27 protein-coding genes and 1 riboswitch are annotated in these 24,457 nt (G+C 54.2%); all 27 genes read left to right on the top strand.

Annotation, left to right across the window (positions count from 1 at the left end; translation table 11 throughout):
- The first annotated feature begins 130 nt into the window (after positions 1-130).
- The 27 genes from AC27KL_RS21970 to murA all read left to right on the top strand — a co-directional run bounded on the left by AC27KL_RS21970 (position 131) and on the right by murA (position 24,138).
- On the top strand, positions 131-367 hold the full coding sequence (locus AC27KL_RS21970; RefSeq protein ID WP_487171049.1) for an SH3 domain-containing protein: 237 nt from the start codon (positions 131-133) through the stop codon (positions 365-367).
- Positions 273-524, top strand: coding sequence for an SH3 domain-containing protein (locus AC27KL_RS21965; protein ID WP_487171048.1), 252 nt, complete (start codon positions 273-275; stop codon positions 522-524). Before AC27KL_RS21970 ends, AC27KL_RS21965 begins: the two co-directional genes overlap by 95 nt.
- 208 nt (positions 525-732) lie before the next feature.
- Complete coding sequence (gene prfA, locus AC27KL_RS21960) at positions 733-1,800, top strand: peptide chain release factor 1 (RefSeq protein ID WP_036706357.1); 1,068 nt, start codon at positions 733-735, stop codon at positions 1,798-1,800.
- A 25-nt stretch (positions 1,801-1,825) separates the two neighbouring features.
- Entirely contained in the window at positions 1,826-2,779 is a 954-nt protein-coding gene (prmC, locus tag AC27KL_RS21955; RefSeq protein WP_487171083.1) for a peptide chain release factor N(5)-glutamine methyltransferase, read from the top strand.
- An 88-nt stretch (positions 2,780-2,867) separates the two neighbouring features.
- Positions 2,868-4,097 carry an FtsW/RodA/SpoVE family cell cycle protein gene (locus AC27KL_RS21950; protein WP_487171047.1) on the top strand — a complete coding sequence of 410 codons (1,230 nt, stop codon included), beginning with the start codon at positions 2,868-2,870 and terminating at the stop codon, positions 4,095-4,097.
- Positions 4,098-4,192: 95 nt separating this feature from the next.
- The gene (locus AC27KL_RS21945; RefSeq protein WP_487171046.1) at positions 4,193-5,377 is read left to right on the top strand and encodes an FtsW/RodA/SpoVE family cell cycle protein; all 1,185 of its coding nucleotides are present in this window, start codon (positions 4,193-4,195) and stop codon (positions 5,375-5,377) included.
- 160 nt (positions 5,378-5,537) lie between these two features.
- A complete protein-coding gene (gene spoIIR / locus AC27KL_RS21940; RefSeq protein WP_487171045.1) occupies positions 5,538-6,284 on the top strand; it encodes a stage II sporulation protein R in 747 nt (248 codons plus the stop codon).
- A 253-nt stretch (positions 6,285-6,537) separates the two neighbouring features.
- A complete protein-coding gene (locus AC27KL_RS21935; RefSeq protein ID WP_487171044.1) occupies positions 6,538-7,674 on the top strand; it encodes an L-threonylcarbamoyladenylate synthase in 1,137 nt (378 codons plus the stop codon).
- Positions 7,675-7,759: 85 nt separating this feature from the next.
- Positions 7,760-8,320: a manganese efflux pump MntP gene (locus AC27KL_RS21930; protein WP_487171043.1), complete on the top strand. Its 561-nt coding sequence runs from the start codon at positions 7,760-7,762 to the stop codon at positions 8,318-8,320.
- A gap of 41 nt (positions 8,321-8,361) precedes the next feature.
- The gene (locus AC27KL_RS21925) at positions 8,362-8,949 is read left to right on the top strand and encodes a low molecular weight protein arginine phosphatase (protein ID WP_487171042.1); all 588 of its coding nucleotides are present in this window, start codon (positions 8,362-8,364) and stop codon (positions 8,947-8,949) included.
- A gap of 172 nt (positions 8,950-9,121) precedes the next feature.
- A riboswitch (ZMP/ZTP riboswitch) is annotated at positions 9,122-9,204 on the top strand.
- 155 nt (positions 9,205-9,359) lie between these two features.
- A complete protein-coding gene (rpiB, locus tag AC27KL_RS21920) occupies positions 9,360-9,815 on the top strand; it encodes a ribose 5-phosphate isomerase B (RefSeq protein WP_036706374.1) in 456 nt (151 codons plus the stop codon).
- 12 nt (positions 9,816-9,827) lie between these two features.
- Positions 9,828-10,436 carry a TIGR01440 family protein gene (locus AC27KL_RS21915; protein WP_487171041.1) on the top strand — a complete coding sequence of 203 codons (609 nt, stop codon included), beginning with the start codon at positions 9,828-9,830 and terminating at the stop codon, positions 10,434-10,436.
- Between the two features lie 69 nt (positions 10,437-10,505).
- Complete coding sequence (gene glyA / locus AC27KL_RS21910) at positions 10,506-11,753, top strand: serine hydroxymethyltransferase (protein WP_487171040.1); 1,248 nt, start codon at positions 10,506-10,508, stop codon at positions 11,751-11,753.
- A gap of 287 nt (positions 11,754-12,040) precedes the next feature.
- Positions 12,041-12,670, top strand: a complete 630-nt coding sequence (gene upp / locus AC27KL_RS21905; protein ID WP_036706382.1) for a uracil phosphoribosyltransferase — start codon at positions 12,041-12,043, stop codon at positions 12,668-12,670.
- Positions 12,671-12,690: 20 nt separating this feature from the next.
- Positions 12,691-13,851 (top strand): non-hydrolyzing UDP-N-acetylglucosamine 2-epimerase, encoded by a 1,161-nt coding sequence (gene wecB / locus AC27KL_RS21900; protein ID WP_339322571.1) that lies wholly within the window; start codon positions 12,691-12,693, stop codon positions 13,849-13,851.
- A 178-nt stretch (positions 13,852-14,029) separates the two neighbouring features.
- Complete coding sequence (locus AC27KL_RS21895) at positions 14,030-14,284, top strand: AtpZ/AtpI family protein (RefSeq protein ID WP_036706388.1); 255 nt, start codon at positions 14,030-14,032, stop codon at positions 14,282-14,284.
- On the top strand, positions 14,277-14,654 hold the full coding sequence (locus AC27KL_RS21890; protein WP_212949792.1) for an ATP synthase subunit I: 378 nt from the start codon (positions 14,277-14,279) through the stop codon (positions 14,652-14,654). The genes AC27KL_RS21895 and AC27KL_RS21890 overlap by 8 nt, the downstream gene beginning before the upstream one ends.
- 31 nt (positions 14,655-14,685) lie before the next feature.
- The gene (gene atpB / locus AC27KL_RS21885) at positions 14,686-15,489 is read left to right on the top strand and encodes a F0F1 ATP synthase subunit A (protein ID WP_487171039.1); all 804 of its coding nucleotides are present in this window, start codon (positions 14,686-14,688) and stop codon (positions 15,487-15,489) included.
- 83 nt (positions 15,490-15,572) lie between these two features.
- The gene (gene atpE, locus AC27KL_RS21880; RefSeq protein WP_036706394.1) at positions 15,573-15,797 is read left to right on the top strand and encodes a F0F1 ATP synthase subunit C; all 225 of its coding nucleotides are present in this window, start codon (positions 15,573-15,575) and stop codon (positions 15,795-15,797) included.
- A gap of 129 nt (positions 15,798-15,926) precedes the next feature.
- On the top strand, positions 15,927-16,415 hold the full coding sequence (gene atpF / locus AC27KL_RS21875; protein ID WP_487171038.1) for a F0F1 ATP synthase subunit B: 489 nt from the start codon (positions 15,927-15,929) through the stop codon (positions 16,413-16,415).
- Positions 16,412-16,960, top strand: coding sequence for a F0F1 ATP synthase subunit delta (locus AC27KL_RS21870; protein WP_036706400.1), 549 nt, complete (start codon positions 16,412-16,414; stop codon positions 16,958-16,960). Before atpF ends, AC27KL_RS21870 begins: the two co-directional genes overlap by 4 nt.
- A gap of 16 nt (positions 16,961-16,976) precedes the next feature.
- Positions 16,977-18,491 carry a F0F1 ATP synthase subunit alpha gene (atpA, locus tag AC27KL_RS21865; protein WP_036706402.1) on the top strand — a complete coding sequence of 505 codons (1,515 nt, stop codon included), beginning with the start codon at positions 16,977-16,979 and terminating at the stop codon, positions 18,489-18,491.
- A 248-nt stretch (positions 18,492-18,739) separates the two neighbouring features.
- Complete coding sequence (gene atpG, locus AC27KL_RS21860; protein WP_036706404.1) at positions 18,740-19,606, top strand: ATP synthase F1 subunit gamma; 867 nt, start codon at positions 18,740-18,742, stop codon at positions 19,604-19,606.
- A gap of 113 nt (positions 19,607-19,719) precedes the next feature.
- Positions 19,720-21,123: a F0F1 ATP synthase subunit beta gene (gene atpD / locus AC27KL_RS21855; protein WP_212949798.1), complete on the top strand. Its 1,404-nt coding sequence runs from the start codon at positions 19,720-19,722 to the stop codon at positions 21,121-21,123.
- A 53-nt stretch (positions 21,124-21,176) separates the two neighbouring features.
- The gene (locus tag AC27KL_RS21850; RefSeq protein WP_036706408.1) at positions 21,177-21,587 is read left to right on the top strand and encodes a F0F1 ATP synthase subunit epsilon; all 411 of its coding nucleotides are present in this window, start codon (positions 21,177-21,179) and stop codon (positions 21,585-21,587) included.
- A 559-nt stretch (positions 21,588-22,146) separates the two neighbouring features.
- Positions 22,147-22,404 (top strand): DUF1146 family protein, encoded by a 258-nt coding sequence (locus AC27KL_RS21845; RefSeq protein ID WP_036706410.1) that lies wholly within the window; start codon positions 22,147-22,149, stop codon positions 22,402-22,404.
- A gap of 390 nt (positions 22,405-22,794) precedes the next feature.
- Complete coding sequence (gene murA / locus AC27KL_RS21840; RefSeq protein ID WP_212949800.1) at positions 22,795-24,138, top strand: UDP-N-acetylglucosamine 1-carboxyvinyltransferase; 1,344 nt, start codon at positions 22,795-22,797, stop codon at positions 24,136-24,138.
- Positions 24,139-24,457: the final 319 nt, after the last annotated feature.

The raw sequence follows: 24,457 nt of genomic DNA, 5'->3' as shown, positions 1-24,457 counted from the left end.
TCTACCCTAAGGCGGAAGGGTGCTGTATTTGTTTTGAATGATTTTGCGGCTGGCCTTTGTTTGCTTTCCATTTTGGCATACAATGAGGTTTAAAATGCTAAGCGAACATGAAGATGTTAGGGAGGCAAGCATGAGTCAATTCTATAGCGTACATACCCGGCACCGCTCCAATTATCCTCACCCGATTCGCCTGATCCAAGGTCAGACGGTCGTGCTCGGCCGAATCGACGATGATCCCGAAGGCTGGAAAAACTGGAGATACTGCTACACCCTTGACGGCGGCATGGAGGGGTGGGTGCCCGCCCGAGCAAATCATCGAAAAAAACGGGACGGAAGGCAGGATCACCGAAGACTACTGCGCGCATGAACTCGATGTCGTCGAAGGCGACACGGTCGAACTGTTTAAGGAACTGAACGAATGGGGATGGTGCCGCATGGCGAGCGGGCAGGAATATGGATGGATTCCGATGCGGAACCTTGAGCCGTTGGCACGACAGTCAACCGGCTATTTCAGAGTTCAGTAGGGCCGCTGTTTTGAAGCTGGAAAAAATACATGTTCCATGTTATAATAAAAAGTCGTCTGTCCATGGTGTGCTAGCGAAAGGATAAACGGCTTTTTCTTCATATGATACCAAAAAAACAGCCCCACAAAGTGACGCGTGATGTCTGAAGCTTATTCCGATTGCTTTGCGGGGGCCCGGAATATATTAAAAACAGGAGAGGTGACCCCCCTTGTTGGACCGATTGCAAGCCTTGGCAGACCGCTATGAAAAACTGAGCGAGCTGCTGTGCGACCCAGATGTTGTGAACGACAGCAAGCGACTTCGGGAATATTCGAAGGAACAATCCGACTTACAGCCTGCTTACGAGGCTTATACCGAATATAAAACCGTAACGGAAGAGCTGGAGGCCGCCAAAGCGATGCAAGGCGAAAAGCTCGATGACGAGATGCGCGAAATGGTCAAAATGGAAATCGAGGAGCTGTCCTCGCGGCAGACCGAACTGGAAGAACGCATCCGCATCCTGCTGCTTCCAAAAGATCCGAACGACGACAAAAACGTCATCGTCGAAATCCGCGGCGCGGCGGGCGGCGACGAGGCGGCGCTGTTTGCGGCCGACCTGTACCGCATGTACACCCGCTACGCCGATACCCAAGGCTGGCGCGTGGAGCTGATGGAAGCGAACATGAACGATCTCGGCGGCTTCAAAGAGGTTATCTTCATGATCAACGGCCGCGGCGCCTACAGCAAATTGAAATACGAAAGCGGAGCGCACCGCGTGCAGCGCATCCCGGCAACGGAGTCGGGCGGCCGGATCCATACGTCGACGTCGACGGTGGCGGTCATGCCTGAAGTCGAGGATATCGACATCGAGATTCTCGACAAGGATATCCGCGTGGACACGTTCTGTTCCAGCGGCGCGGGCGGACAATCCGTCAACACGACCAAATCCGCCGTACGGGTTACGCATATCCCGACCGGAATCGTGGCGACCTGCCAGGACGGCAAATCGCAAAACTCGAACAAAGAAAAGGCGCTGCAGGTGCTGCGCGCCCGCATTTTCGATATGAAACGCCAGGAAGAGGAAGCGAAATACGCCGGCGAGCGCAAAAGCAAAGTCGGCACCGGGGACCGCAGCGAGCGGATCCGGACTTACAACTTCCCGCAAAGCCGGGTGACGGACCACCGCATCGGCCTGACGCTGCATAAGCTCGATCAGGTGATGAACGGCGAAATCGAAGAAATCATTTCCGCGCTGAACATCGCCGAACAGGCGGAACTGATGGAAAAAGGGGAATAACGCTTTGCATGATGCCACGTTCGTGATGACGCCAAAGCAAACGATACGGGAAGCCTTCGTTGAGGCTTCCTCTTTTTTAAGCGGGTGCGGCGTAACCGAACCCCAGCGCAGCGCCCAGCTGCTGCTTGAGCATGTGCTGGGGCTGGAAGGGGCCGCCTATTACATGGCGCTGCCCGAGCCGTTCCCGGCGGAGCGCCGCGAAGCTTGGGAGCGCGCGGTGTCGCGCCGCGGGGCCGGGGAGCCGGCGCAATACATTATCGGGATGCAGGAATTTTACGGCATCCCGTTTGAGGTAACGCCGGCCGTGCTCATACCGCGGCCGGAAACGGAGCTGCTCGTGGAGGCCGTGCTGGCGCAGGCCGGACGTTTATGGCCGGAGGGCGCCGCGCGAAGCGGCGCTCCAGGCGGACCCGATGCCTCCGTTGAAGGGGCATCGGGCAAAAACGGCGCCGAGCGGCGGCTCGAGTGCGCCGACATCGGCACGGGCAGCGGCGCCATCGCGGTCACGCTGGCGCTGCACGCCCCGCGCTGGCATGTCCGTGCCAGCGACATCTCGGCAAGCGCGCTGCAGGTGGCCGCGCGCAACGCCGCCGCAAACGGCGCGCAGGTTGCCTTCCTGGAAGGCAACCTGCTTGAACCGTTTGCGGGGGAATGGTTGGACATTCTGGTGTCCAACCCGCCGTACATTCCTGCGGCCGACATTGCCGGCCTGCAGCGGGAGGTGCGCGACCACGAGCCGCGTACCGCACTTGACGGCGGCACGGACGGACTCGCGCCGTACCGCCTCATGATGGAGCAGCTGACGCTGCTCCAGGCCCCGCCCCGGCTCATCGCCTTCGAGCTCGGGCAGGGGCAGGCCCGCGAAGTCGCGCAGCTCCTTCGCGCCGCCGGCCATTGGGACGAAATCATCATCGTCCCTGACCTCGCCGGCATCGAGCGCCACGTGATCGGCGTCTCCAACATGCAGCGCCTGAGGTAAATTTTTCTTTGCATCCGGTTTAAACTACAATAGAGGTATTGAGGCTTGGGGAATTTCGCCAAATCCAAAACATATTGGAGGATGCCGCATGCTGCAGAAATTCAAACGCATGGACATGTCCATCATTTTCATCCTGCTTGCGTTGATGGCGTTCAGCTTGCTTTCCATCTACAGCGTCACGGCCGGCAGGCCCAAAATCGGACATTATTCGGAGCGAATGGCCGTTTATTACGTGGTCGGATTCGCGGCTTTTTTGAGTTTCTCGCTGATCAGCTACAAGCTGCTGATCAAGTATGCCTTATATATCTATTTGTTCGGCCTGATGCTGCTCGTGCTGGTGCTGTTATTCGGCAACGAATATTACGGGGCCAAAGGGTGGATCACGCTTCCGGGCGGACTCAGCCTGCAGCCGGCGGAATTGTTCAAACTGTTTCTCACCATTTTCATTTCCTTCCTGCTGGTCCGCAAGCGCAAAAACAAACTGCTGTTCTGGCGGGACGTGGTCCCGCTCGGCCTTGTCACGCTGGTTCCCTGGGCGCTGGTGATGCTGCAGAACGACCTGGGCAACGCCCTCAGCTACATGGTCATTTTGGCGGGGCTGCTGTGGGTCGGCAACATCAAATATTCGCATGCGTTTATCGCGCTGGCGATCGCCTCTGCCGCGATTTTCGGAGGCATTCAGGCTTACATCCATTATCATGACAAGGCGGTCAAGCTCATTAGCGAAGATCTCGGCAAAAAACACTGGATCGCCCGTTTCGACCCGTGGCTGGTGCCGGATCTGGCCTCCCGCGACGTCAGCTGGCAGACGTACAACGCCAAGCTGGCCATCGGTTCGGGAGGCATCGAAGGCAAAGGGTACATGAAAGGCACGACGATTCAATCGGAGCGCGTGCCGCTGGCTTATGCCGACTCGATTTTCGTGCAGATCGCCGAGGAATACGGCTTTATCGGCTCGTCGGTGCTGCTGCTGCTTTATTTTATCCTGATCCACCGGATGGTGCTGATCGCGGCCGATTGCCGCGATCGGGCCGGGCCGTATTTGATCACGGGCATCATCGCGATGTTCGTTTATCAGATATTCGTCAACATCGGGGCTTTTATCGGCCTGATGCCGCTGACCGGGATCACGCTCCCTTTTATCAGTTACGGGGGGACCTCGCTGGTCATCAATATGGTGAGCATCGGGGTGGTTATGAGCATCCGGATTCATGGGCAAGAGGAGGAAGAGCCGTTTCCGCTTCCGGAAAGCATGGAGAAAGGCGGCCGGTACGGCCGTTTGCTCCGGCGTCTTCGCGATGGATTTAACAGGAATTGAATATGGGGCTGCTATTCCATTACAATAGTACAGTGAGTTTTCGGCAAGGATCACGGCAAGAAGGGCGGGAGAGGCCCGCATCAGGGGGATAGCAGATGCTTCAAAAGCTGAAAAAAGTGGATTACGTCGTCGTCTTTATACTTATGATTTTCATGGGCGTCAGCATCATGGCAATATACAGCGTTACTACGGATACCAAGTTCGCAGGCTCCCACATCAAAATGCTCCAGTATTACATCTTGGCTTTTGTCGTTTTTTTCGGGCTGGTGTTACTGGATTATAAGTTGCTCGTCAAGTATGCGTTATATATTTATTTGTTCGGCAACGCGTTATTGGTCGCGGTCAACTTTTTGGGATCGGACGTGAACGGGGCCCAGGGCTGGTTCAAATTCGGAGGATTCAGCCTGCAGCCGGCCGAGCTGTTCAAGCTTATTTTGATCATATTCCTGACGTATTTGTTGATGAAAAGGCCCAAACCCAAGCTTTCCCTATGGAGGGACGTGCTGCCGATCGGGGGGCTGACCTTTATTCCGTTTGCGCTGGTCATGATCCAAAACGACCTTGGGAACGCGCTCAGCTATGTGCTCATTTTGCTCGGGCTGCTGTGGGTTGGGAACATCAAGTTCCTGCATGCGTTTCTGGCCCTCATTATTTTGGGAGCGGTCGCCGTCGGCGGGATTTTCTCTTATATTCACTTTCATGACAACATCGAAAAATTCTTGAAAGACATCGGACGGGAACATTGGACGGAACGGATCGACCCTTGGCTGGTTCCGGACAAAGCGACGGCCAAAGCCTCGTACCATACGAAAAACGCCAAACTTGCCATCGCTTCCGGCGGCATGATGGGCGAAGGGTACATGCAGGGGACGTCGGTCCAGTCCGGCCGCGTGCCTTACACGTATTCCGACTCGATTTTCGTGGAAATCGCGGAGGAGTTCGGGTTTGTCGGGTCGTCGGTCGTTCTGCTGCTGTATTTCATATTGATTCACCGCATGATCCTGATTTGCCTCGAATGCCGGGACCGGGCGGGGCCGCTGCTGATCGTCGGGGTCGTGTCGATGATGCTTTACCAGATTTTCGAAAACATTGGCGCCTTTATCGGACTCATGCCGCTGACGGGGATTACGCTGCCGTTTATCAGCTACGGCGGTACGTCGCTGCTCATCAATATGGCCAGCATCGGCATCGTGATGAGCGTGCGCGTACACGGCCACGAGGTGAGCGAGGATATTTTCGCCCCGGCCCCGCAGAAAGCTGCGGCCACCAAACAGGCTTGACACGGACAAGTGGACCGTTTTCCCTGACCTTAACAAGGTAATGGGAGAACGGTCTTTTGTACGATTTCGCTAGATTCATAGATTCCAGGTTTAGACTCTATCATTTCCGGCCATACTGGTCAGTATCATAGCAGGATTTGATAGAGGGGGCATGAACGGCATGTGGAATCATAACGAAAAAGAAGACCGTCTCCGGTCTTTGGTGAAGAATACCGCCATTATTTTTTGTATCTTATTGATGCTCGCCATGACTTGGGAAGCGCAAAAAACCGACGCCGCCGTCGCCGGCGGGCCGATTCCGGGGGAATCGATCCGGCTGCGCATCCTGGCCAATTCCGATCATCCGGACGACCAGCTCGTCAAACGGCAAATCCGGGATGCGGTGGTGGAGCAAATGGATGCCTGGGTACAGGATTTGGAGGATCCGCAAAGTCTGGAGGCGGCTCGCGCAACGATCCGCGAACATTTGCCCGAGCTTCATGACTTGGTAGGCAGAGAGCTGGAAGAGCGGGGAATCGGCTACGGTTACCGCGTGGAACTCGGCGTTGTGCCTTTCCCGACGAAATTGTACGGGGGCACCGTGTATCCTGCGGGAAACTATGAAGCGCTGCGGATTACGCTGGGCGAAGGCAAAGGCCAGAACTGGTGGTGCGTGCTGTTCCCGCCGCTTTGCTTCATCGATGCAGGAAGCGGCGACGCGGCGGCAAAACCCGCTGCGGCGAAAGCGGAATCGTCCAAAGAGCTGTCGGGCAAAACGAAAAAAACGTCCTACAGCCCGGGAGAGCCGGGAAGCCAAACCGCAAAAGCAGCAGATCAAGCGCCGGTCAAAGCATCCGAACCGGAAGTCCGCTTTTTTCTCTGGGACATGCTTGAAGGGATCTTCAGCTGGTTCAAGGCCTTGTTTTAACATTCCGCATCCGGCGTTTTCCGGACGGCGGCCCGGGCGGGAGATACAACCATCGTTTCAGGTGTGATAAGATAAGGAATGGATAAACCATTTTATCGGTCAAACGGCTCAACTTCATAATCACGGCATATGCGCGTTAGGGTGCTGCTCGACGGGTCGCTGATCGGCTGAAAAGCCTGAGGCAAAGCCGTGGTTCGAATTTGGGTCTTTTTAAATATTGGGACGAACACCAGACAGAAAGACAGGGATAAACATGGAACGAACAGATCATGGGACGGTTTCGGGGACATCGGCCACGCCTTATTGGCGTATCGGTCCGGAGCTTCTCTCCGAGCCCGGCCGGCTGAAAGAAGCGCTTAAACCGGCGGCGGCCATTCTTCGGGAAGGAGGCGTGGTCGCTTTTCCGACCGAAACGGTATACGGCCTTGGCGCCGACGCCCGTTCCACAGCGGCGGTTGAAGCGGTATTCAGGGCGAAAGGCAGACCGTCGGATAATCCGCTGATCGTACATATATCGCGGAAGGATCAGCTGGATGGGCTGGTGAAGGAAGTTAGCCCGGCGGCGCAGCGGCTGATGGAAGCCTTTTGGCCGGGACCGCTCACGATCGTGCTGCCGGTACGGCCCGGCGCGCTTTCGGACCGCGTGACCGCGGGACTGGACACGGTCGGGATTCGGATGCCGGATCATCCGGTCGCGCTGGCGCTCATCGAAGAATCCGGCTGTCCCGTGGCGGCGCCGAGCGCGAACCGCTCGGGACGGCCGAGCCCGACGCTGGCCGGCCACGTGCTGGAGGATCTTGCCGGCGCCATCGGCGGCATCGTCGACGGCGGCGCGACCGGCGTCGGCGTCGAGTCGACCGTCGTTCACGTGGCGGAGGACAGCATCGTGACCGTCCTTCGGCCGGGCGGCGTGACGCTGGAGCAGCTGTCGCAGGCGGCGGGAGCGCCTGCGCGTTTGGATCCGGCGCTTCTGCCGGAGTCCGGAAGCGAGCCTGTCCAGGCGCCGAGAGCTCCCGGAATGAAATATACGCATTATGCTCCCAAGGGCTCGCTCCGCATCGTCACGGGACCTTCGGCGTCCGAAGTGTCCGATTGGATTGACCGCCACTTGCGGGAAGCCGCTGCCCGCGGCGAACGGACCGGGGTTCTTGCGTTCGAGGAGCATATCGGCCGCTATCAGGCCGATTGCGTCGAATCGCTGGGGAGTTTGTCCGATTTGAGCGCGGCTGCGCATCGCCTGTATGCCGCCCTGCGCCGCATGGACGAAAAGGGAATCGGCTTTATTTTATCCGAGGCTTGCCCGGAAGACGGTATCGGCGCGGCGATCATGAACCGCCTCCGCAAGGCGGCGGGACAGGACGTCGTCAGGCTTGAGGGGGCCGATCGGTAGCCTGTCCGGAACAACGTACAAGTCATGATTGTCCACCTGTCCGCATATGGTTGTACAAGAACCTAACGGACATGGAGGAATGGGAATGTTGGAGACACCCGCCGGTTTGGGTCAGCTGATCGCGATCCTGATGATGGCCGCGGCACTTGGAATGGACGCATTTTCCCTGGGGATCGGAATCGGCATGAAAGGGATTCGCCTGCTGCACGTGCTGAAGATCAGCGTGCTGATCGGCTTGTTTCATATCCTGATGCCCCTGATCGGCATGTATACCGGACAATACATGAGCTCCCTGCTTGGACAGGTGGCCGACTACGTTGCCGGGGGACTGCTCATCCTGCTCGGCGTTCACATGGTATTCGGCTCTTTCAAAAGCGGAGAGACCCGGATGATCGACCACCGGTCGCTGCCGGGCATGTTGTTGTTCGCCTTAAGCGTCAGCGTGGATTCCTTTTCCGTCGGGCTGTCGCTCGGGATGTTCCAGAGCAATTTGATCGTCACCGTGCTTGCCTTCGGCATCAGCGGCGGGGCGATGTCGGTCATGGGACTCCTGCTGGGCCGGAGGGCAAGCCGCAACCTGGGGGATTTCGGGGAGGCGCTGGGAGGCGTGATCCTGCTGGCATTTGGCCTCGCCTTTATCTTTTGATACAATAATCGCCAAAGAACAATCCGGGAGGTGCGATAGACGTGAAGCATATCTTGTTTGTGTGTACAGGGAACACGTGCCGCAGCCCGATGGCGGAAGCCCTTCTCCGCAAAATGGCCAAGGATCGCGGCATCGACGTGGAAGCCCGTTCCGCCGGCGTCGCGGCCATGGACGGCATGTCGATGTCGCGGCATGCGGAGGCGGTTTTGCGCGACCATGAGATCGACGACCGCCTGACTTCGAAATCGTTGAAGCCGGAAGCGGTCGATTGGTCCGACTTGATCCTTACGCTGACCCAAAGCCATAAGCAGCAGGTCATCCGCAACTTTCCGCATGCGGCGGACAAAGTGTTCACGCTGAAGGAATACGTGGAAGACGACGAAGGCGTGCTGAACGACCTGAAAGAGCTGGACGGCCTTTACGCGACCTGGGAGGTCAAACGCTCGCTCGGACAGGAGCTGACCGATGCGGAGCGGGAACGCTTGATCGAAATCCAGCAGCGCGTGCCGAGCTTCGATATTTCCGACCCGTTCGGGGGATCCCGGGAGGATTATGATTTGGCCGCGGCCGAAATCCGGGCCGCGATCGAACGTTTGCTGGATAAGCTGGAAGCTTATCGCGCATCGTAAGCAAAGCATGGGGATCGGTTTCGGTTTTGATCCGGGGCGCGTCAACGAACCTCTTCAAGGGAGACAGCGGCCCAGGCTGCACGTTACCTCGGTGCGCCTCCGGCAGGCGGAGCAAGGACCGAAATTGCTTGCTTTTCGCCGTCTAATGATTTATGATGGTTGTGAAAAACCTTGGATCCGGTGTAACTGGCGACAACTGTGGATGAAACCACGATGGAGCACCGGATGATACGGCCGGTCGCCTGGGCAAAAGAGCAATTCTGCGGTTATCCGCGGACTGCTCTTTTTTGTATTCATAGGGAGGATTTTGCAGGCATCCCCATGAAGGTATTTTCATCTTGTGGCTTTGAAATAGGGTATAATGTACAAGAAGTCACAAAAGCACGACATTCAGGGAGGTTTTTCGAAACATGAAGATTGCTGTGGGAACAGATCACGCGGGAGTGCGTTTGAAAGAAGACATCATCGCCGTTATTCAGGAAATGGGCCACGAGGTCGTGGACGTGGGGTGCAGCTGCGCTGACTCCGTGGATTATCCGGACTATGCCCTGCCTGTATGCGAGCAGGTTGCCTCGGGTGAGGCTGATCGCGGCATTCTGATTTGCGGTACGGGGATCGGCATGAGCATCGCGGCCAACAAGGTTCCGGGAATTCGCTGCGCGCTGGTGCATGACGTATTTTCCGCCAAAGCGACCCGGGAGCACAACGATTCGAACGTGCTGGCGATGGGCGAGCGGGTCATCGGCCCCGGCCTGGCGCAGGAAATCGCGAAAATCTGGCTCGATACGCCGTTCAGCAGCGGAGAGCGCCATACGCAGCGCGTCGGCAAAATCAAAGCGATCGAGGACCGTTATCTGCAGCGTTAGGGAGGTATTCGCATGGAATTTTCCGAACAAGGCATTCCGGCGGAAGTTTCGCTAAAAGAGCAAGTGTCGGCTATTTTGCGCGAACTGGCGGAAGCGGCCGGGCTTGGCCCCGGCAAGGTCGTCGTGGTCGGAACCAGCACGAGCGAAGTGGCGGGCCGGCGGATCGGCACCTCGGGGGCGCTTGAAGTGGCGCAGGAGCTGCTGGAAGGCATCCGGGAAGTCAGCCTCGAGTTCGGTTTCGAGCTCGCGTTCCAGTGCTGCGAGCATTTGAACCGGGCGCTTGTCGTGGAGCGTTCCCTTCTTGCCGCTTTGCGGCTGACCGAAGTGGCGGCCGTACCGGTGCCGAAGGCCGGAGGTTCCATGGCCAGCGCGGCATACCGCTCCATGAAGGAGCCGTGTTTGGCCGAAACGATCGAAGCGGATGCGGGGATCGACATCGGAGAAACATTGATCGGGATGCATTTGCGGCGCGTGGCCGTGCCTTACCGCACCAAGCTTCGATATGTGGGGGAAGCGCGCGTGAATACCGCCTTCACCCGGCCGAAGCTGATCGGCGGCGAGCGTGCGGTGTACCGCATCTCGCCCGGGCAGGATACAGGCAACGCCTCCGCTTGCGATTAAACGTCGGGGATTGGACAGCGTTCATGCGCAAAAAAATAGGAAAGTTTATTTTAAGGGAGGAACAAGAAGATGGATCAATTGCGTAAAGCAGACCCAGCGGTATTGGATGCGATGAATTTGGAGCTGAAGCGGCAGCGCAGCAACATCGAGCTGATCGCTTCCGAAAATATTGTCAGCGAAGCGGTGATGGAGGCCATGGGCTCCGTCCTCACGAACAAATATGCGGAAGGTTATCCGGGCAAACGTTATTACGGCGGATGCGAGCGCGTAGATATCGTCGAGGATATCGCCCGCGACCGCGCAAAGCAGCTGTTCGGCGCCGAACACGTCAACGTGCAGCCGCATTCCGGCGCACAAGCGAACATGGCGGTATATCTTGCCGCGATTAAACCCGGCGACACGGTGCTCGGCATGAACCTGGCCCACGGCGGACATTTGACGCACGGCAGCCCGGTTAACGCCTCCGGCCTTTTGTATAACTTCGTCGCTTACGGCGTTCGCGAAGACAACTTCCTGATCGATTACGACGAAGTGCGCAAAGCCGCGTTCAAACACCGTCCGCGTTTGATCGTTGCCGGCGCCAGCGCGTATCCGCGCACGATCGATTTCGAAGCGTTCGCTTCGATCGCAAACGACGTGGGCGCGTTGTTCATGGTCGACATGGCGCATATCGCCGGCCTGGTTGCCGCGGGCGTTCACCCGAGTCCGGTGCCTCATGCCCAATTCGTCACGACAACGACGCATAAAACGCTTCGCGGTCCGCGCGGCGGCATGATTCTGTGCAAACAGCCGTGGGCGCAGGCCATCGACAAAGCGGTATTCCCTGGCACCCAGGGCGGTCCTTTGATGCACGTCATCGCGTCCAAAGCGGTGGCGCTTGGCGAAGCGCTTGATCCTTCGTTCAAAACCTATGCCCAAAACGTCGTGAAAAACGCCAAAGTTTTGGCCGAAACGCTGATCGGCGAAGGCCTGAACATCGTATCCGGCGGTACTGACAACCACTTGATGCTGGTGGATACCCGCAGCGTGAACATCACGGGTAAAGACGCCGAGAAGGTGCTGGATTCCATCGGCATTACCGTGAACAAAAACGCGATTCCTTTCGACCCTACCAGCCCGTTCGTCACAAGCGGCATCCGGATCGGCACGCCAGCCGCCACTTCGCGCGGCATGGACGAGGCCGCCATGGAGAAAATCGGCAAAATCATCGCCATGACGCTGAAGCAGCCTCAGGACGAAACCGTCCTGTCCAAAGCGGCTGCCCTGGTGAAGGAATTGACGGACCAATATCCGCTGTATCCGGAACTCAACTATTAATTCGCATCCTACTTGAACCTGAAAGGGCTGGAGGCTTGGCCTCCGGCCCTTTTTTTGTGCATGCCGCATCAATACCCTCCGGCCGGCCAAACGGTTTCCGGATTGCAGCCCTTGTCACAAAAGGTTTAATCTTCCGCGGCTTGGGGCGAAAATAAACATGTGAAACGTGGTGCAATTTCATTTCAGGGAATGATATAATAAACAAGATTTGTGTACCTAGACGTCTTTGCACATGGCAAACCGGCACTGGCAGCACTTAGACTTACGATTACCGGAGGGACAATACAATGGGAAAACTGGTGATTTGCGATCACCCTTTAATTCAACACAAGCTGACTTTTATCCGTGATGTGCGGACAAACACAAAAGATTTCCGTGAACTTGTTGACGAGGTTGCTTCTTTGATGGCTTATGAAATTACGCGCGAGGTTCCGCTTGAAACGGTGAAGGTCCAGACGCCTGTCGCCGAGGTCGACGGCAAGGTGCTTGCCGGACGCATGCTCGGACTCATTCCGATCCTGCGTGCGGGCCTTGGCATGCTTGACGGGGTTTTGAAGCTCATTCCCGCGGCGAAGGTGGGCCATGTCGGCTTGTTCCGCGATCCCGAAACGCTGCAGCCCGTCGAATACTACACCAAGCTGCCTACCGACGTAACGGAGCGCGAGCTGATCGTCATCGACCCGATGCTGGCAACGGGCGGTTCCGCGATCGCGGCGATCGACGTGCTCAAAAAACGCGGCTGCACCCAGATCAAAATGATGAATCTGATCGCTGCACCTGAAGGCGTCAAAGCGGTGCAGGAAGCTCACCCGGACGTAGACATTTACGTGGCGGCCCTCGACGAAAAATTGGACGACCATGGATATATCGTGCCGGGCCTCGGCGATGCCGGCGACCGCCTGTTCGGAACCAAGTAAGCGAAAAGAGGTTAGAGTTCATGTCTAAAATAAAAGTGATGACGATTTTTGGCGTGCGTCCGGAAGCAATCAAGATGGCTCCGCTCATTTTGGAGCTGGAAAAACACCCCGAGCATATCGAATCGGTGGTCTGCGTGACCGCCCAGCATCGCCAGATGCTGGATCAGGTGCTTGACGTGTTCAAAATCAAGCCGGATTACGATCTCGATGTCATGAAGGACCGGCAAACGCTGAACGAAATTACCATCCGCGTGCTGGAGGGGCTCGAGCCCGTGCTTCGCGAAGCGCAGCCGGACATCGTGCTGGTGCATGGCGACACGCTGACGACTTTCCTGGCCAGCTATGCGGCATTCCTGCAAAAAATCCAAGTAGGGCACGTGGAGGCGGGACTCCGGACTTGGAACAAGCTGTCCCCGTATCCGGAAGAGATGAACCGCCAATTGACCGGCATCCTCGCGGATCTTCATTTTTCGCCGACGGATTGGTCCGCGGACAACCTGAAACGGGAGAACAAAAACGAATCAAGCATTTATGTCACAGGCAACACCGTTACCGATGTGTTTCAATATACGGTACAGCCGGATTACACGCACCCGGTGCTGGAATGGGCGGCAGGCAAAAGGCTGATCCTGATGACGGCGCACCGCCGCGAATCGCAAGGGGAACCCCATATGAACATTTTCCGTGCGGTCAAACGCATTGCCGACGAATTCGAGGACGTCGCGATTTGCTATCCGGTGCATCTGAGCCCCGCGGTGAAGGAGCCGGCCCACGCCATCCTCGGCGGCCATCCGCGAATCAAGCTGATCGACCCGCTGGACGTGGTGGACCTGCACAACTTCTATCCTCATACCCATCTGATCCTGACGGACTCGGGCGGGCTTCAGGAAGAAGCACCTTCTTTTGGCGTGCCGGTTCTCGTGCTCCGCGATACGACCGAACGTCCCGAGGGCATTGAGGCAGGAACGCTCGAGCTGGTGGGCACGGACGAGGAAAAAGTGTACGAGCGCACCAAAACGCTGCTGACCGACCAGGCGCTTTACGAATCGATGAGCAAGGCGGCGAATCCTTACGGGGACGGCAAGGCGTCGGAGCGGATCGTTCAAGCGATTTTGCATCATTTTGGCATCCGAAAAGAACGTCCGGAACAATTTCACAGAATGTTCACAAAGGAAAGTTGAACCAACATTCTTGAGGCAAAGAGTACAGCATACAGTTAAACTGTACGGTTTGCACGGTTTTGCGGCGTTTTGCTGTGATGATTTTCATAGTTTCGGACAAAAATGACATGAATCCGCTCAATTGACAAACTCTTGTGACATTCAGTAAAATGAACAGGGATTATGAGGGTGGACTATAGTGAGTAAACCTGAAAAGCCGCGTAAAACCAATAAAAACGTTGCAACCCCAATGAAATATATCGGACTTGCAAGCGCAATCGGAATTGATCTGGCAGCGTGTACTTTAGGGGGCTTTTATTTAGGCTCCTGGCTGGACAAGATCTTGGGAGGGCCCGGACTTTGGATCGCTTTCGGCGTTCTATTCGGACTCCTTATCGGCGGCGTAAGCGTTTTTATAATCACCAAGGCAGTCCTGGGGGAAAGTGATGAATGAAATATGGAAATACCGCAGGGTATTGACCAGAACCACGCTTTATTTTCTTGCCCTATGCTTTTTGGGTGCTGCTTTCTTTCCCGATTACAAGAGCATTGCGCTCGGGATGGTGCTTGGCGCTACCGTCAGCCTGCTGAATAGCTTCTATCTGGGCTATAAGGTGCAGAAGGTGACCGATGCGGTCGCAAACGGAGAAAGCAAAAGAGTGAACATGGGGTTCTTGACCCGCGCAGCGGTAAGCGTGCTGGCCGTCATACTCGCCTATCAGAAGCCGGAAACGTTTAATTTGTACGCGGTCGCAGCTACCCTGATCTTATCGCAGTTCCTTCTCTTATTTATAGGAATTCGATTGTCTCGCAAAGAAGAGTAGATTGCTCAACTGAGAAAGGGGTGAGAAAAATATGCATGAATCACCGATTATTGAATTGGGCGGCATTCCAATTGACCTTTCCATCGTTCTCATGCTCATTGTGACCTGCGTGATCGTGTTTGTCATCGCGAAACTGGCAACTCGAAATTTGTCTGTCGAAAATCCGGGCAAATTGCAAAACTTCATGGAATGGGCAGTTGAATTCGTTCAAAATCTGATTTCAAGCACGATGGACTGGAAAAAAGGGAAGCATTTTCTGTCCCTTGGTCTCACTTTCATCATGTTTATCTTCGTAGCGAACTTGCTGGGCTTGCCGTTTGGTATCGTAACCGACTATCACGGCACAGAACATGCGCACATTTTCGGCAAGGAGATCGTCTCCGTAAAAGAGGCCTTCGAGAAAAATCCGGAACTGGAGGAAGTTGGAGTCGCTTGGTGGAAATCCCCGACGGCCGACGCTTCCGTGACGATGGCGCTCGCGTTGATCGTTTTCCTGTTGTCGCATTTCCTCGGCATCACGAAAAATACGAAGAATTATTTCAAACACTATTTTCAGCCATACTGGTTCTTCTTCCCGATCAACGTCATCGAACAGTTCGCGAAACTGCTCACGCAGGGCATGCGTCTATTCGGTAACATCTTTGCGGGCGAGGTGCTCATTTCGGTATTGCTGAAACTGACTGCGCTTGGCGCGGCGGGCTGGGTGGCTTCGGCGCTCGGACTCGTGGTATGGCAAGGATTCAGTATTTTCGTCGGCGCAATCCAGGCCTTCGTATTTACGATCCTGACAATGGTGTACATCTCGCAAATGATCGAGTCGCATGACGAACATTAGCTTCAAAGTTAAGCTTGGAGTAAGGCTTCACTTAACTCAACATAAATACAAACAAAATACACATCTCTAAGGAGGATTTACAAATGGGAGTTTGGGCATTTTTGGCAGCTGCTATCGCAGTAGGTTTGGGCGCGCTTGGCGCAGGTATCGGTAACGGTTTGATCGTATCTAAAACGGTTGAAGGGATCGCTCGTCAACCAGAAGCAAAATCCACTCTGCAAACGACGATGTTTATCGGTGTTGGTCTGGTCGAAGCACTTCCAATCATCGGTGTCGTACTCGCGTTCTTGTTCTACGCAGGAGCTTAATTTAACACAAGCAGGGTTTGGCGGGGAAGGCCACGGCCATCCGCGCCTTCTTTTTAGCCGTGAGAATTATGGTCTTTCGTAAACGAGAGTGAACGGCAGTGCACGTGCACCGGAAAGGAGTGACTAAGATTGAGTATTAACATCCCGTCTTTTATACTCGCGTTGATCGCATTTGTGATTTTGTACCTGCTTCTCAACAAGTATGCTTTCGGACCGCTCTTTTCCATCATGGAAAAACGCCGTGAGCTGGTGTTGTCGCAGATGAACGAAGCTGCGCAAACCCGCGATCAGGCAGTCGCTTACGTAGAGGAGCAGAAGAAAGCCCTCGAGGCGGCTCGCAAGGAAGCATACGAGATTATCGAACAATCCAAACAAACGAGCAGCAAGCAGGCCGACCAGTTGATGGCGCAGGCGAAGGAAGAAGCGGCGCGCATCAAGGAAGAAGCCGTCCGCGATATCGCCAGCGAAAAGAACAAGGCGGTTCAGGAACTGCGCAACGAAGTGGGCGCCGTTTCCGTGAAGATCGCTTCCAAGCTGCTTGAGAAGGAAGTCAGCAGCGAAGGCGTGCAGGAAGAACTGGTGGACCAATACCTTAAAGAGGTAGGGGGCAGACCATGAGCCGGGAAACGATAGCAGCCAAGCGTTACGCAAAGGCGCTGTTTGAAGTGGCTGCAGGGCAGCAGAAGACGCTGGAAGTGGAGCAGGAGCTGAAAGCCGTCGTGGAAGCCATCGCGCAAGACAACGACGTGCAGCAGTTTATCTCTACACCCAACATTTCCGTGACAGTAAAACTGGATGTGCTGAAAAAAGCCCTTCAAGAAAAAGTATCCCAGCCGGTCATCAATACCGTAGAACTGCTCATTGAGCGGGGCAGAGCTGATATCCTCCCGGATCTTCTGGAAAGCTATATCCGGATCGAAGGTGAAAGCCTCGGAATTGCGGATGCGACAGTGTACTCCACTTATCCGCTGAGTGAGCAGGAAAAAGGGACCGTTGCTGCACAATTTGGAGCTTTGGCCAACAAAAAAATCCGCGTGACGAACGTGATCGATAAAAGCCTGCTCGGCGGCGTAAAAGTCATCATCGGCGACAAGCTGTATGACGGAAGTCTGGCAGGGAAGCTGGAACGGCTTGAAAAGTCTTTTAACAGACTAGCACAGTAGATAGGGGTGAAGACACTTGAGTATCAGACCTGAAGAAATCAGTACGCTGATTAAAAGTCAAATTGAACAATATAAATCAGAGATCGAGGTATCCGAAGTCGGTACCGTTATTCAAGTTAGTGACGGTATTGCCCGCGTTCACGGGATCGACAACGTCATGGCCGGCGAGCTCGTGGAATTCGAGAACGGTGTCGTAGGCCTTGCGCTGAACTTGGAAGAAAGCAACGTAGGTGTCGTTATCCTCGGACCTTACACGGAAATCAAAGAAGGCGACCAAGTGAAACGTACCGGGCGCATCATGCAGGTTCCCGTAGGCGAAGCGCTGCTCGGACGCGTCGTGAACCCGCTTGGTCAACCTCTCGACGGCAAAGGACCTATCGAAGCATCCGAATTCCGTCCTGTAGAAAACAACGCTCCGGGCGTTATCGACCGTAAATCGGTACATGAACCGATGCAAACCGGTATCAAAGCGATCGACGCCATGGTACCGATCGGCCGCGGCCAGCGCGAGCTCATCATTGGCGACCGTCAAACCGGTAAAACGCAAATCGCGATCGACACGATCATCAACCAAAAAGGCAACGGCGTAAAATGTATTTACGTTGCGATCGGCCAAAAGCAATCCACGGTTGCTCACGTCGTAGAAAACCTTCGCCGCCATGGCGCCCTGGAATACACGATCGTCGTTACGGCGTCGGCTTCCGAGCCGTCCCCGCTCTTGTACATCGCTCCTTACGCCGGCTGCGCAATGGGCGAATATTTCATGTACAAAGGCGAGCATGCCCTGATCATCTATGATGACTTGTCCAAACAAGCAGCGGCATACCGCGAACTTTCCTTGCTGCTCAAACGTCCTCCAGGCCGCGAAGCTTATCCTGGTGACGTATTCTACCTGCATTCCCGCTTGCTGGAACGCGCAGCGAAGCTGAGCGACGCGCTCGGCGGCGGTTCCTTGACCGCGCTGCCGTTCATCGAAACGCAAGCTTCCGACGTATCGGCTTACATTCCGACGAACGTCATCTCGATTACGGACGGTCAGATCTTCCTGGAGTCCGAGCTCTTCTATGCCGGCCAACGTCCGGCGATCAACGTGGGTATCTCCGTATCCCGCGTAGGTAGCTCCGCTCAAATCAAAGCGATGAAAAAGGTTGCCGGCGGTATGAAGCTCGACCTTGCCCAATACCGTGAGCTTCAAGCGTTCTCGCAATTTGGTTCCGATTTGGATAAATCCACGCTTGCCCGCCTCAACCGCGGTGCCAGACTGATGGAAATCCTGAAGCAGGGCGTTAACCAGCCGCTCAAAGTCGAGCAGCAGGTAGCGAGCTTGTATACGGCTGTCAGAGGCCATCTGGACGACATTCCGGTGAGCGACATCCGCCGCTTCGAAAAAGAATTCCTGGCGTTCCTGGAAAGCAACCATCCGGAAATTCTGGCGTCCATTCGCGACACCAAAGATCTTGTCGCTGACAACGAAGCAGCCTTGAAGGATGCCATCGCGAAATTCAAGAGAGGCTTTGCTGTGACGGCGTAAGTCATAACATGAACCGGGCCGCAAGGCTCGGATTCATCTTTTTCAATGAATGCGAACATGCTTTGGCACAGGTTCCGAAGGCGCGGGAATACAGCCTCCGGTCCTGGGCCAAAAAACGGATAAATGCTGTTATGATCGGCTTGGCTATAGCTAGCAAAATGCTTACGAAGTAACTTTGGCTTCGCCAAAGCTAAGCAAATGCTTACGAAGTAACTTTGGCTCCGCCAAAGTTTTGAGGTGGTGAAAACATGGCAAGAGGATTGCGTGAAATCAAACGTCAGATCAAGAGTATTCAAGGTACGAAGCAAATCACGAAAGCGATGGAAATGGTCGCCGCCTCCAAGCTGAGAAGAGCCCAGGAGATGGCGCAGCATGCCCGTCCTTACTCCGATAAGCTGAAAGAAGTGGTGTCCAGCATCGCTTCCGGTACGAAAGGCATCAAGCATCCAATGTTCGAAAAACGCCCTGTGAAAAAGACCGGTTATCTGGTAATCACCTCGGATCGCGGTCTTTGCGGCGGGTATAACTCGAACATTTTGAAAGCAGTGATGTCCACGATTAAAGAGAAGCACAAGTCCAAGGACGAATACGTGATTTTCGTTATCGGGCGCAAAGGCCGTGACTACTTCCGCCGCCGCGAAATGCCGGTTGTCGAGGAGGTTACGGATCTGTCCGATACGCCTTCCTTCTCGGATATCAAATCCATCGCTTATGCAGCGGTACGTCAGTTTGAAGAGTCCAAAATCGACGAACTGTTTATCTGCTACAACCGTTTCGTGAACGCACTGACTCAAATCCCTGAAGTAAATCAGCTCCTGCCGATGGAAAACATGGAAACGCAGTCGACCGGCGTAACGGCAAGCTACGAATACGAGCCTTCTCCGGAAGCCGTGCTCGAGGCGCTTCTGCCAAGATATGCCGAAACGCTGATCTTCAGCGCGCTGCTCGACGGTAAGGCGAGTGAGCTCGGATCGAAAATGACGGCGATGGGCGCTGCAACGAAAAACGCAACCAAGCTGATCAACGAATTGACGCTTACGTACAACCGTGCCCGTCAGGCTGCCATTACTCAGGAGATTACCGAGATCGTGGCCGGAGCGAACGCTCAGGCATAAGTAGAACGTTTTTGTACCAAATGACAAACCATGAACGGATTTTGGCGTAAAGCTGCCAGCAGCTTACGATGAAGGTTTGCATAGAAGCAGACTTGTAGGAGGGAACAAAAAAGATGAACAAAGGACGCGTAGTCAGCATTATGGGTGCGGTTGTCGACATCGAGTTCGAAAGAGGTCAACTTCCGGAAATCTACAATGCGATCAAAATTGAGGGCACTGTCGCTGGCGGACGCCAAATCGACCTGACCCTGGAAGCTTCAAACCATCTTGGCGACAACATGGTACGCTGCATCGCCATGTCCTCCACGGATGGTCTGGTTCGCGGCATGGAAGCCGTCGACCTTGGCGCTCCAATTACCGTGCCGGTAGGAAGCGCGACGCTTGGCCGCGTATTTAACGTACTCGGAAAGCCGATCGATGAGGCGGGAGACGTTTCTACGGAAGTAACCAGCCCGATTCACCGTGAAGCTCCAAAATATGATGAATTGTCCACGCAAGCCGAAATGCTTGAAACGGGGATTAAAGTTATCGACTTGTTGGCTCCTTACCAAAAAGGCGGTAAGATCGGTCTCTTCGGAGGCGCGGGCGTAGGTAAAACCGTCGCCATCCAGGAATTGATCCACAACATCGCGCAAGAACACGGCGGTATTTCCGTATTCGCGGGCGTCGGCGAACGTACCCGTGAAGGTAACGACTTGTACCATGAAATGAGCGATTCCGGCGTTATCTCGAAAACGGCGATGGTTTTCGGACAAATGAACGAGCCTCCGGGCGCGCGTCTTCGCGTTGCGTTGACAGGTTTGACGATGGCCGAATATTTCCGTGACCAAGAAGGCAAAGACGTGTTGCTCTTCATCGACAACATTTTCCGCTTTACGCAGGCCGGTTCCGAAGTATCCGCTTTGCTCGGCCGCATGCCTTCGGCCGTAGGTTACCAGCCTACGCTGGCAACGGAAATGGGTCAGCTGCAAGAGCGTATCACATCCACGAAAAAAGGTTCCGTAACGTCCATCCAGGCGATTTACGTTCCTGCGGATGACTATACCGACCCGGCTCCGGCAACGACATTCGCCCACTTGGACGCAACGACCAACCTGGAGCGTAAAATTTCCGAGATGGGTATTTACCCGGCGGTGGATCCGCTCGCTTCGAGCTCCCGGATTTTGACGCCTGAAATCGTAGGCGAAGAGCACTACAACGTTGCTCAAGGCGTTAAGCAGCTTCTTGCCCGCTATAACGAGCTTCAAGATATTATCGCGATCCTCGGTATGGATGAATTGAGCGAAGAAGACAAGCTGATCGTAGCGCGTGCCCGTAAAGTACAACGCTTCTTGTCTCAACCGTTCCACGTTGCGGAAGCATTTAACGGCATGCCGGGTACTTACGTGCCTGTAAAAGAAACGGTCCGCAGTTTCAAAGAAATCCTCGATGGTAAACACGATGATCTTCCTGAAGCAGCTTTCCTCTTTGTAGGAACGATTGAAGAAGCGGTAGAAAAAGCAAAAACACTGGAATAAGTCCTGCGCGGGGGCGTTAAGCTCCCGGTGAGAGCTGTTCAGGAGGGATGAAAGTGAGTACCTTTATATTGGAAATTGTGACGCCGGATCACTTGGCATATTCCGGAGAGGTAGAAAGCCTGACGGTTCGGGGTGTGGAAGGCGATCTCGGCATCTTGCCGGGACACATTCCGATGGTAACCCCACTTCAGGTCGCTCCGCTTACCATCAAAACTGGCAATAAAACCAGTCAAATTGCGGTGAACGGCGGCTTTGTGGAAGTCCGCAAAGACAAAGTGGTTGTGCTGGCGGAAAGTGCCGAAGCAGCCGAAGAAATCGATTTGCAGCGTGCGCAAGCCGCTAAGGAACGTGCGGAACGCCGTTTGGCCAATGCCGACAAGCAGGCCGAAATCGATTATCGCCGTGCGGAATTGGCCTTGCAAAAGGCGATCAACCGGATCAATGTTCATAGCAACAACAAATAAATAAGCTGTTCAGCCCGTCTCATAGGTTTTGAGGCGGGTTTTTAAATGACCGGAGCGTATGATATGCGGGAAAGTTATCGAGGACGCCTGTTTGTAACAGGGCTTACCTTTGCCTATGGGGCCTTCTAAGGCGGATCATATACGCGATTCTTCCTGTGCAGGTACCAAATACCAACTTGAACCTACGCCCTGAATGTTCCTGTTTTAGCTTGGATTGACATGAAAACGGAAATAAGAGGTTGCTTGTTTTGGTGATTTATAGAATGCAAACTTCATATTGGAATTGGATATAGGAGAAAACGATGCCTCTTGTGTCGAAAAGCGCGAATATATAGGATTTTTTATCCTTTTTCAAATATATTTCCGAGGAAATGACGAATGTGGAGAAGCAAAAGAAAGCCGTTCTCTTTTGATCTAAAAAAGGTATTCCTTTTTTTGGATTGAAAGTTTTCGAAAAATTACGGTTTTGAAGCTGGATTCTTGATCCAAAGCCAAGTATTATATAATAGTTCAGTCGAACCTTTGCGGAAGCAAATCCTACAGGAAAGGTGGAGTAGCCATGGATTCCAATTTTGCAAATAACCTGGTCGGCAGTTTGGGCGTAACGGGCTTGATCTCGATGATTGTCTCGCTGGTCTGCATTGGACTGTCTTGGTGGGCTCTGCAAAATTTAAAGCTGGATTTGTTCATCCGGTTTCCGAAGAGTCCCCAAGGCAAACTGCTGCATTTGCTGCTGGCCATTATTTTGGGACATTTCGTCGCGAAATTCCTGCTGGATTACTTGAACTGGAGCCAAATGATCAAATACATGTTTTAACTTGACGGTATGTGGTTATAACCCCATTAGGTTATCCTGCAAGACAGGAAGTCGAATGAACGGAAAACTTGTCGAATAATAACATTTTTTTATGTCAACAATGAGTATAACGGGATTTATAGCTTGTTCTAACCCCCTTTCGTATCGGCTGCCCGGGGTCTGACATTGCAGATTCGGCGCACATCGGTATCCCTCCGTATTCATGAAATGATCCGGCCAAATTGAAAGTAGGTCTTAAGACACAAACCAAGCTGTGTTCTGGGCCTCATTCGTCAAAAAACGCTTGTATCCTTGAAATGGTCGGTGTTAAGATGGAGGTTAGGGAATTCACAATGTGTTTTCTAATAAATACAGAATTTGCGGAAAAAAATGGACGCGGAGGGAATCATGATGAGCAAATTTATCGTCCGCGGTGGCAATAAACTGACCGGAAGCGTGAAAGTCAGCGGAGCAAAAAATTCAGTTCTTCCGATCATCGCTGCCTCTCTTCTTGGGGAAGAAGGAGTAAGCGTCATTCATGACGCACCTCCTCTTGACGATGTAATTACAATCAGCAAAGTGTTGGAATCCATAGGTGCAGGCATTACATACGACAACAATGTAATGAGGGTTGATGCCCAAGCTATTTCCTCTTGCGAAGCGCCTTACGAATGGGTGCGAAAAATGCGTGCGTCTTTCCTGGTTATGGGTCCCTTGCTTGCTAGAATGGGGCATACGCGGATTTCCTTGCCGGGCGGCTGCGCCATTGGAACGAGACCGATTGACCAGCACTTGAAGGGATTTGAAGCTTTGGGCGCCGAGATCAGTCTCGGACAAGGTTATATTGAAGCGAAAATCAACGGCAGACTGCGCGGGGCTAAAATCTATTTGGATGTGGCAAGCGTAGGCGCTACTGAAAATATTATGATGGCAGCTACCCTGGCGGAAGGGGTGACCATCATCGAAAATGCGGCAAAAGAGCCGGAAATTGTCGATTTGGCAAACTACCTGAACGGCATGGGCGCCAAAGTTCGCGGCGCGGGTACGGGCGTGATCAGGATCGAAGGCGTCGAGAAGCTGCACGGCACGGAGCATACGGTCATTCCGGACCGGATCGAAGCCGGCACGTTTATGGTCGCTGCGGCGATCACCGGCGGCGACGTGTACGTGGAAGGCGCGATTGCGGACCATCTTGGTCCGGTCATCTCCAAAATGGAGGAGATGGGCGTCACGATCGAAACCGACGAAAACGGAATCCGCGTAACGGCGAACCATCCGCTGAAAGCAGTCGACATCAAAACCCTGCCTTATCCAGGCTTCCCTACCGACATGCAGGCGCAAATGATGGCGCTGCTGCTTAAATCGGAAGGAACGAGCGTCGTCACCGAGACGGTGTTCGAGAACCGGTTCATGCATGTGGACGAATTTCAGCTCATGAATGCGGAAATCAAGGTTGAAGGCCGCTCGGCCATCGTAACGGGCGGAGCCAACCTGAAAGGCGCCAAAGTATGCGCAACGGATTTGCGCGCCGGTGCCGCGCTTATCTTGGCGGGCCTCGTTTCCGAGGGGACGACCGAAGTAAGCGGAACGCATCACATTGACCGCGGATACGTGGATCTGGCGGAGAAGCTGTCTGCGCTTGGCGCCGATATTTGGCGCGTTTCCGTCGACGAGCCGGTGCTTGAACCGGCCAAGAAAAAAGTGGAGCTGGAAGAAGAGGTTCCTCTGTTCAAAGTCCAGCCGACTTGGGTATAACTGTTTTTATTTCTTATTAATGAAGTAAAAAATAACATTGTACTGGAATCGAGCAAGAACTTGGACTGGAACAAAACATAAAGTACGTGTTTTTGGGAAGAAGGCCGGGCCTGTGAGGGTTCGGCCTTTTTTGCGTTTCGATCGTTTTGCAGAATTCTCGTCTCCCGTTTCTTCAATATAGAAGAGAAGCTGCAAGCGGAAGAAACCATGTATGCGATGCGTGCGACGATCGGGTGAAGCTGCGGTTTTCTGCATGAACGTGCCGTTATGTTCGGGGCATATGAATCTTCTTTTCTCTTAAAAAGGAGTTCTATCATCC

It is taken from the genome of Paenibacillus sp. YAE3, from assembly GCF_057546105.1.
This window is presented reverse-complemented; position numbering and strand designations above follow the sequence as displayed.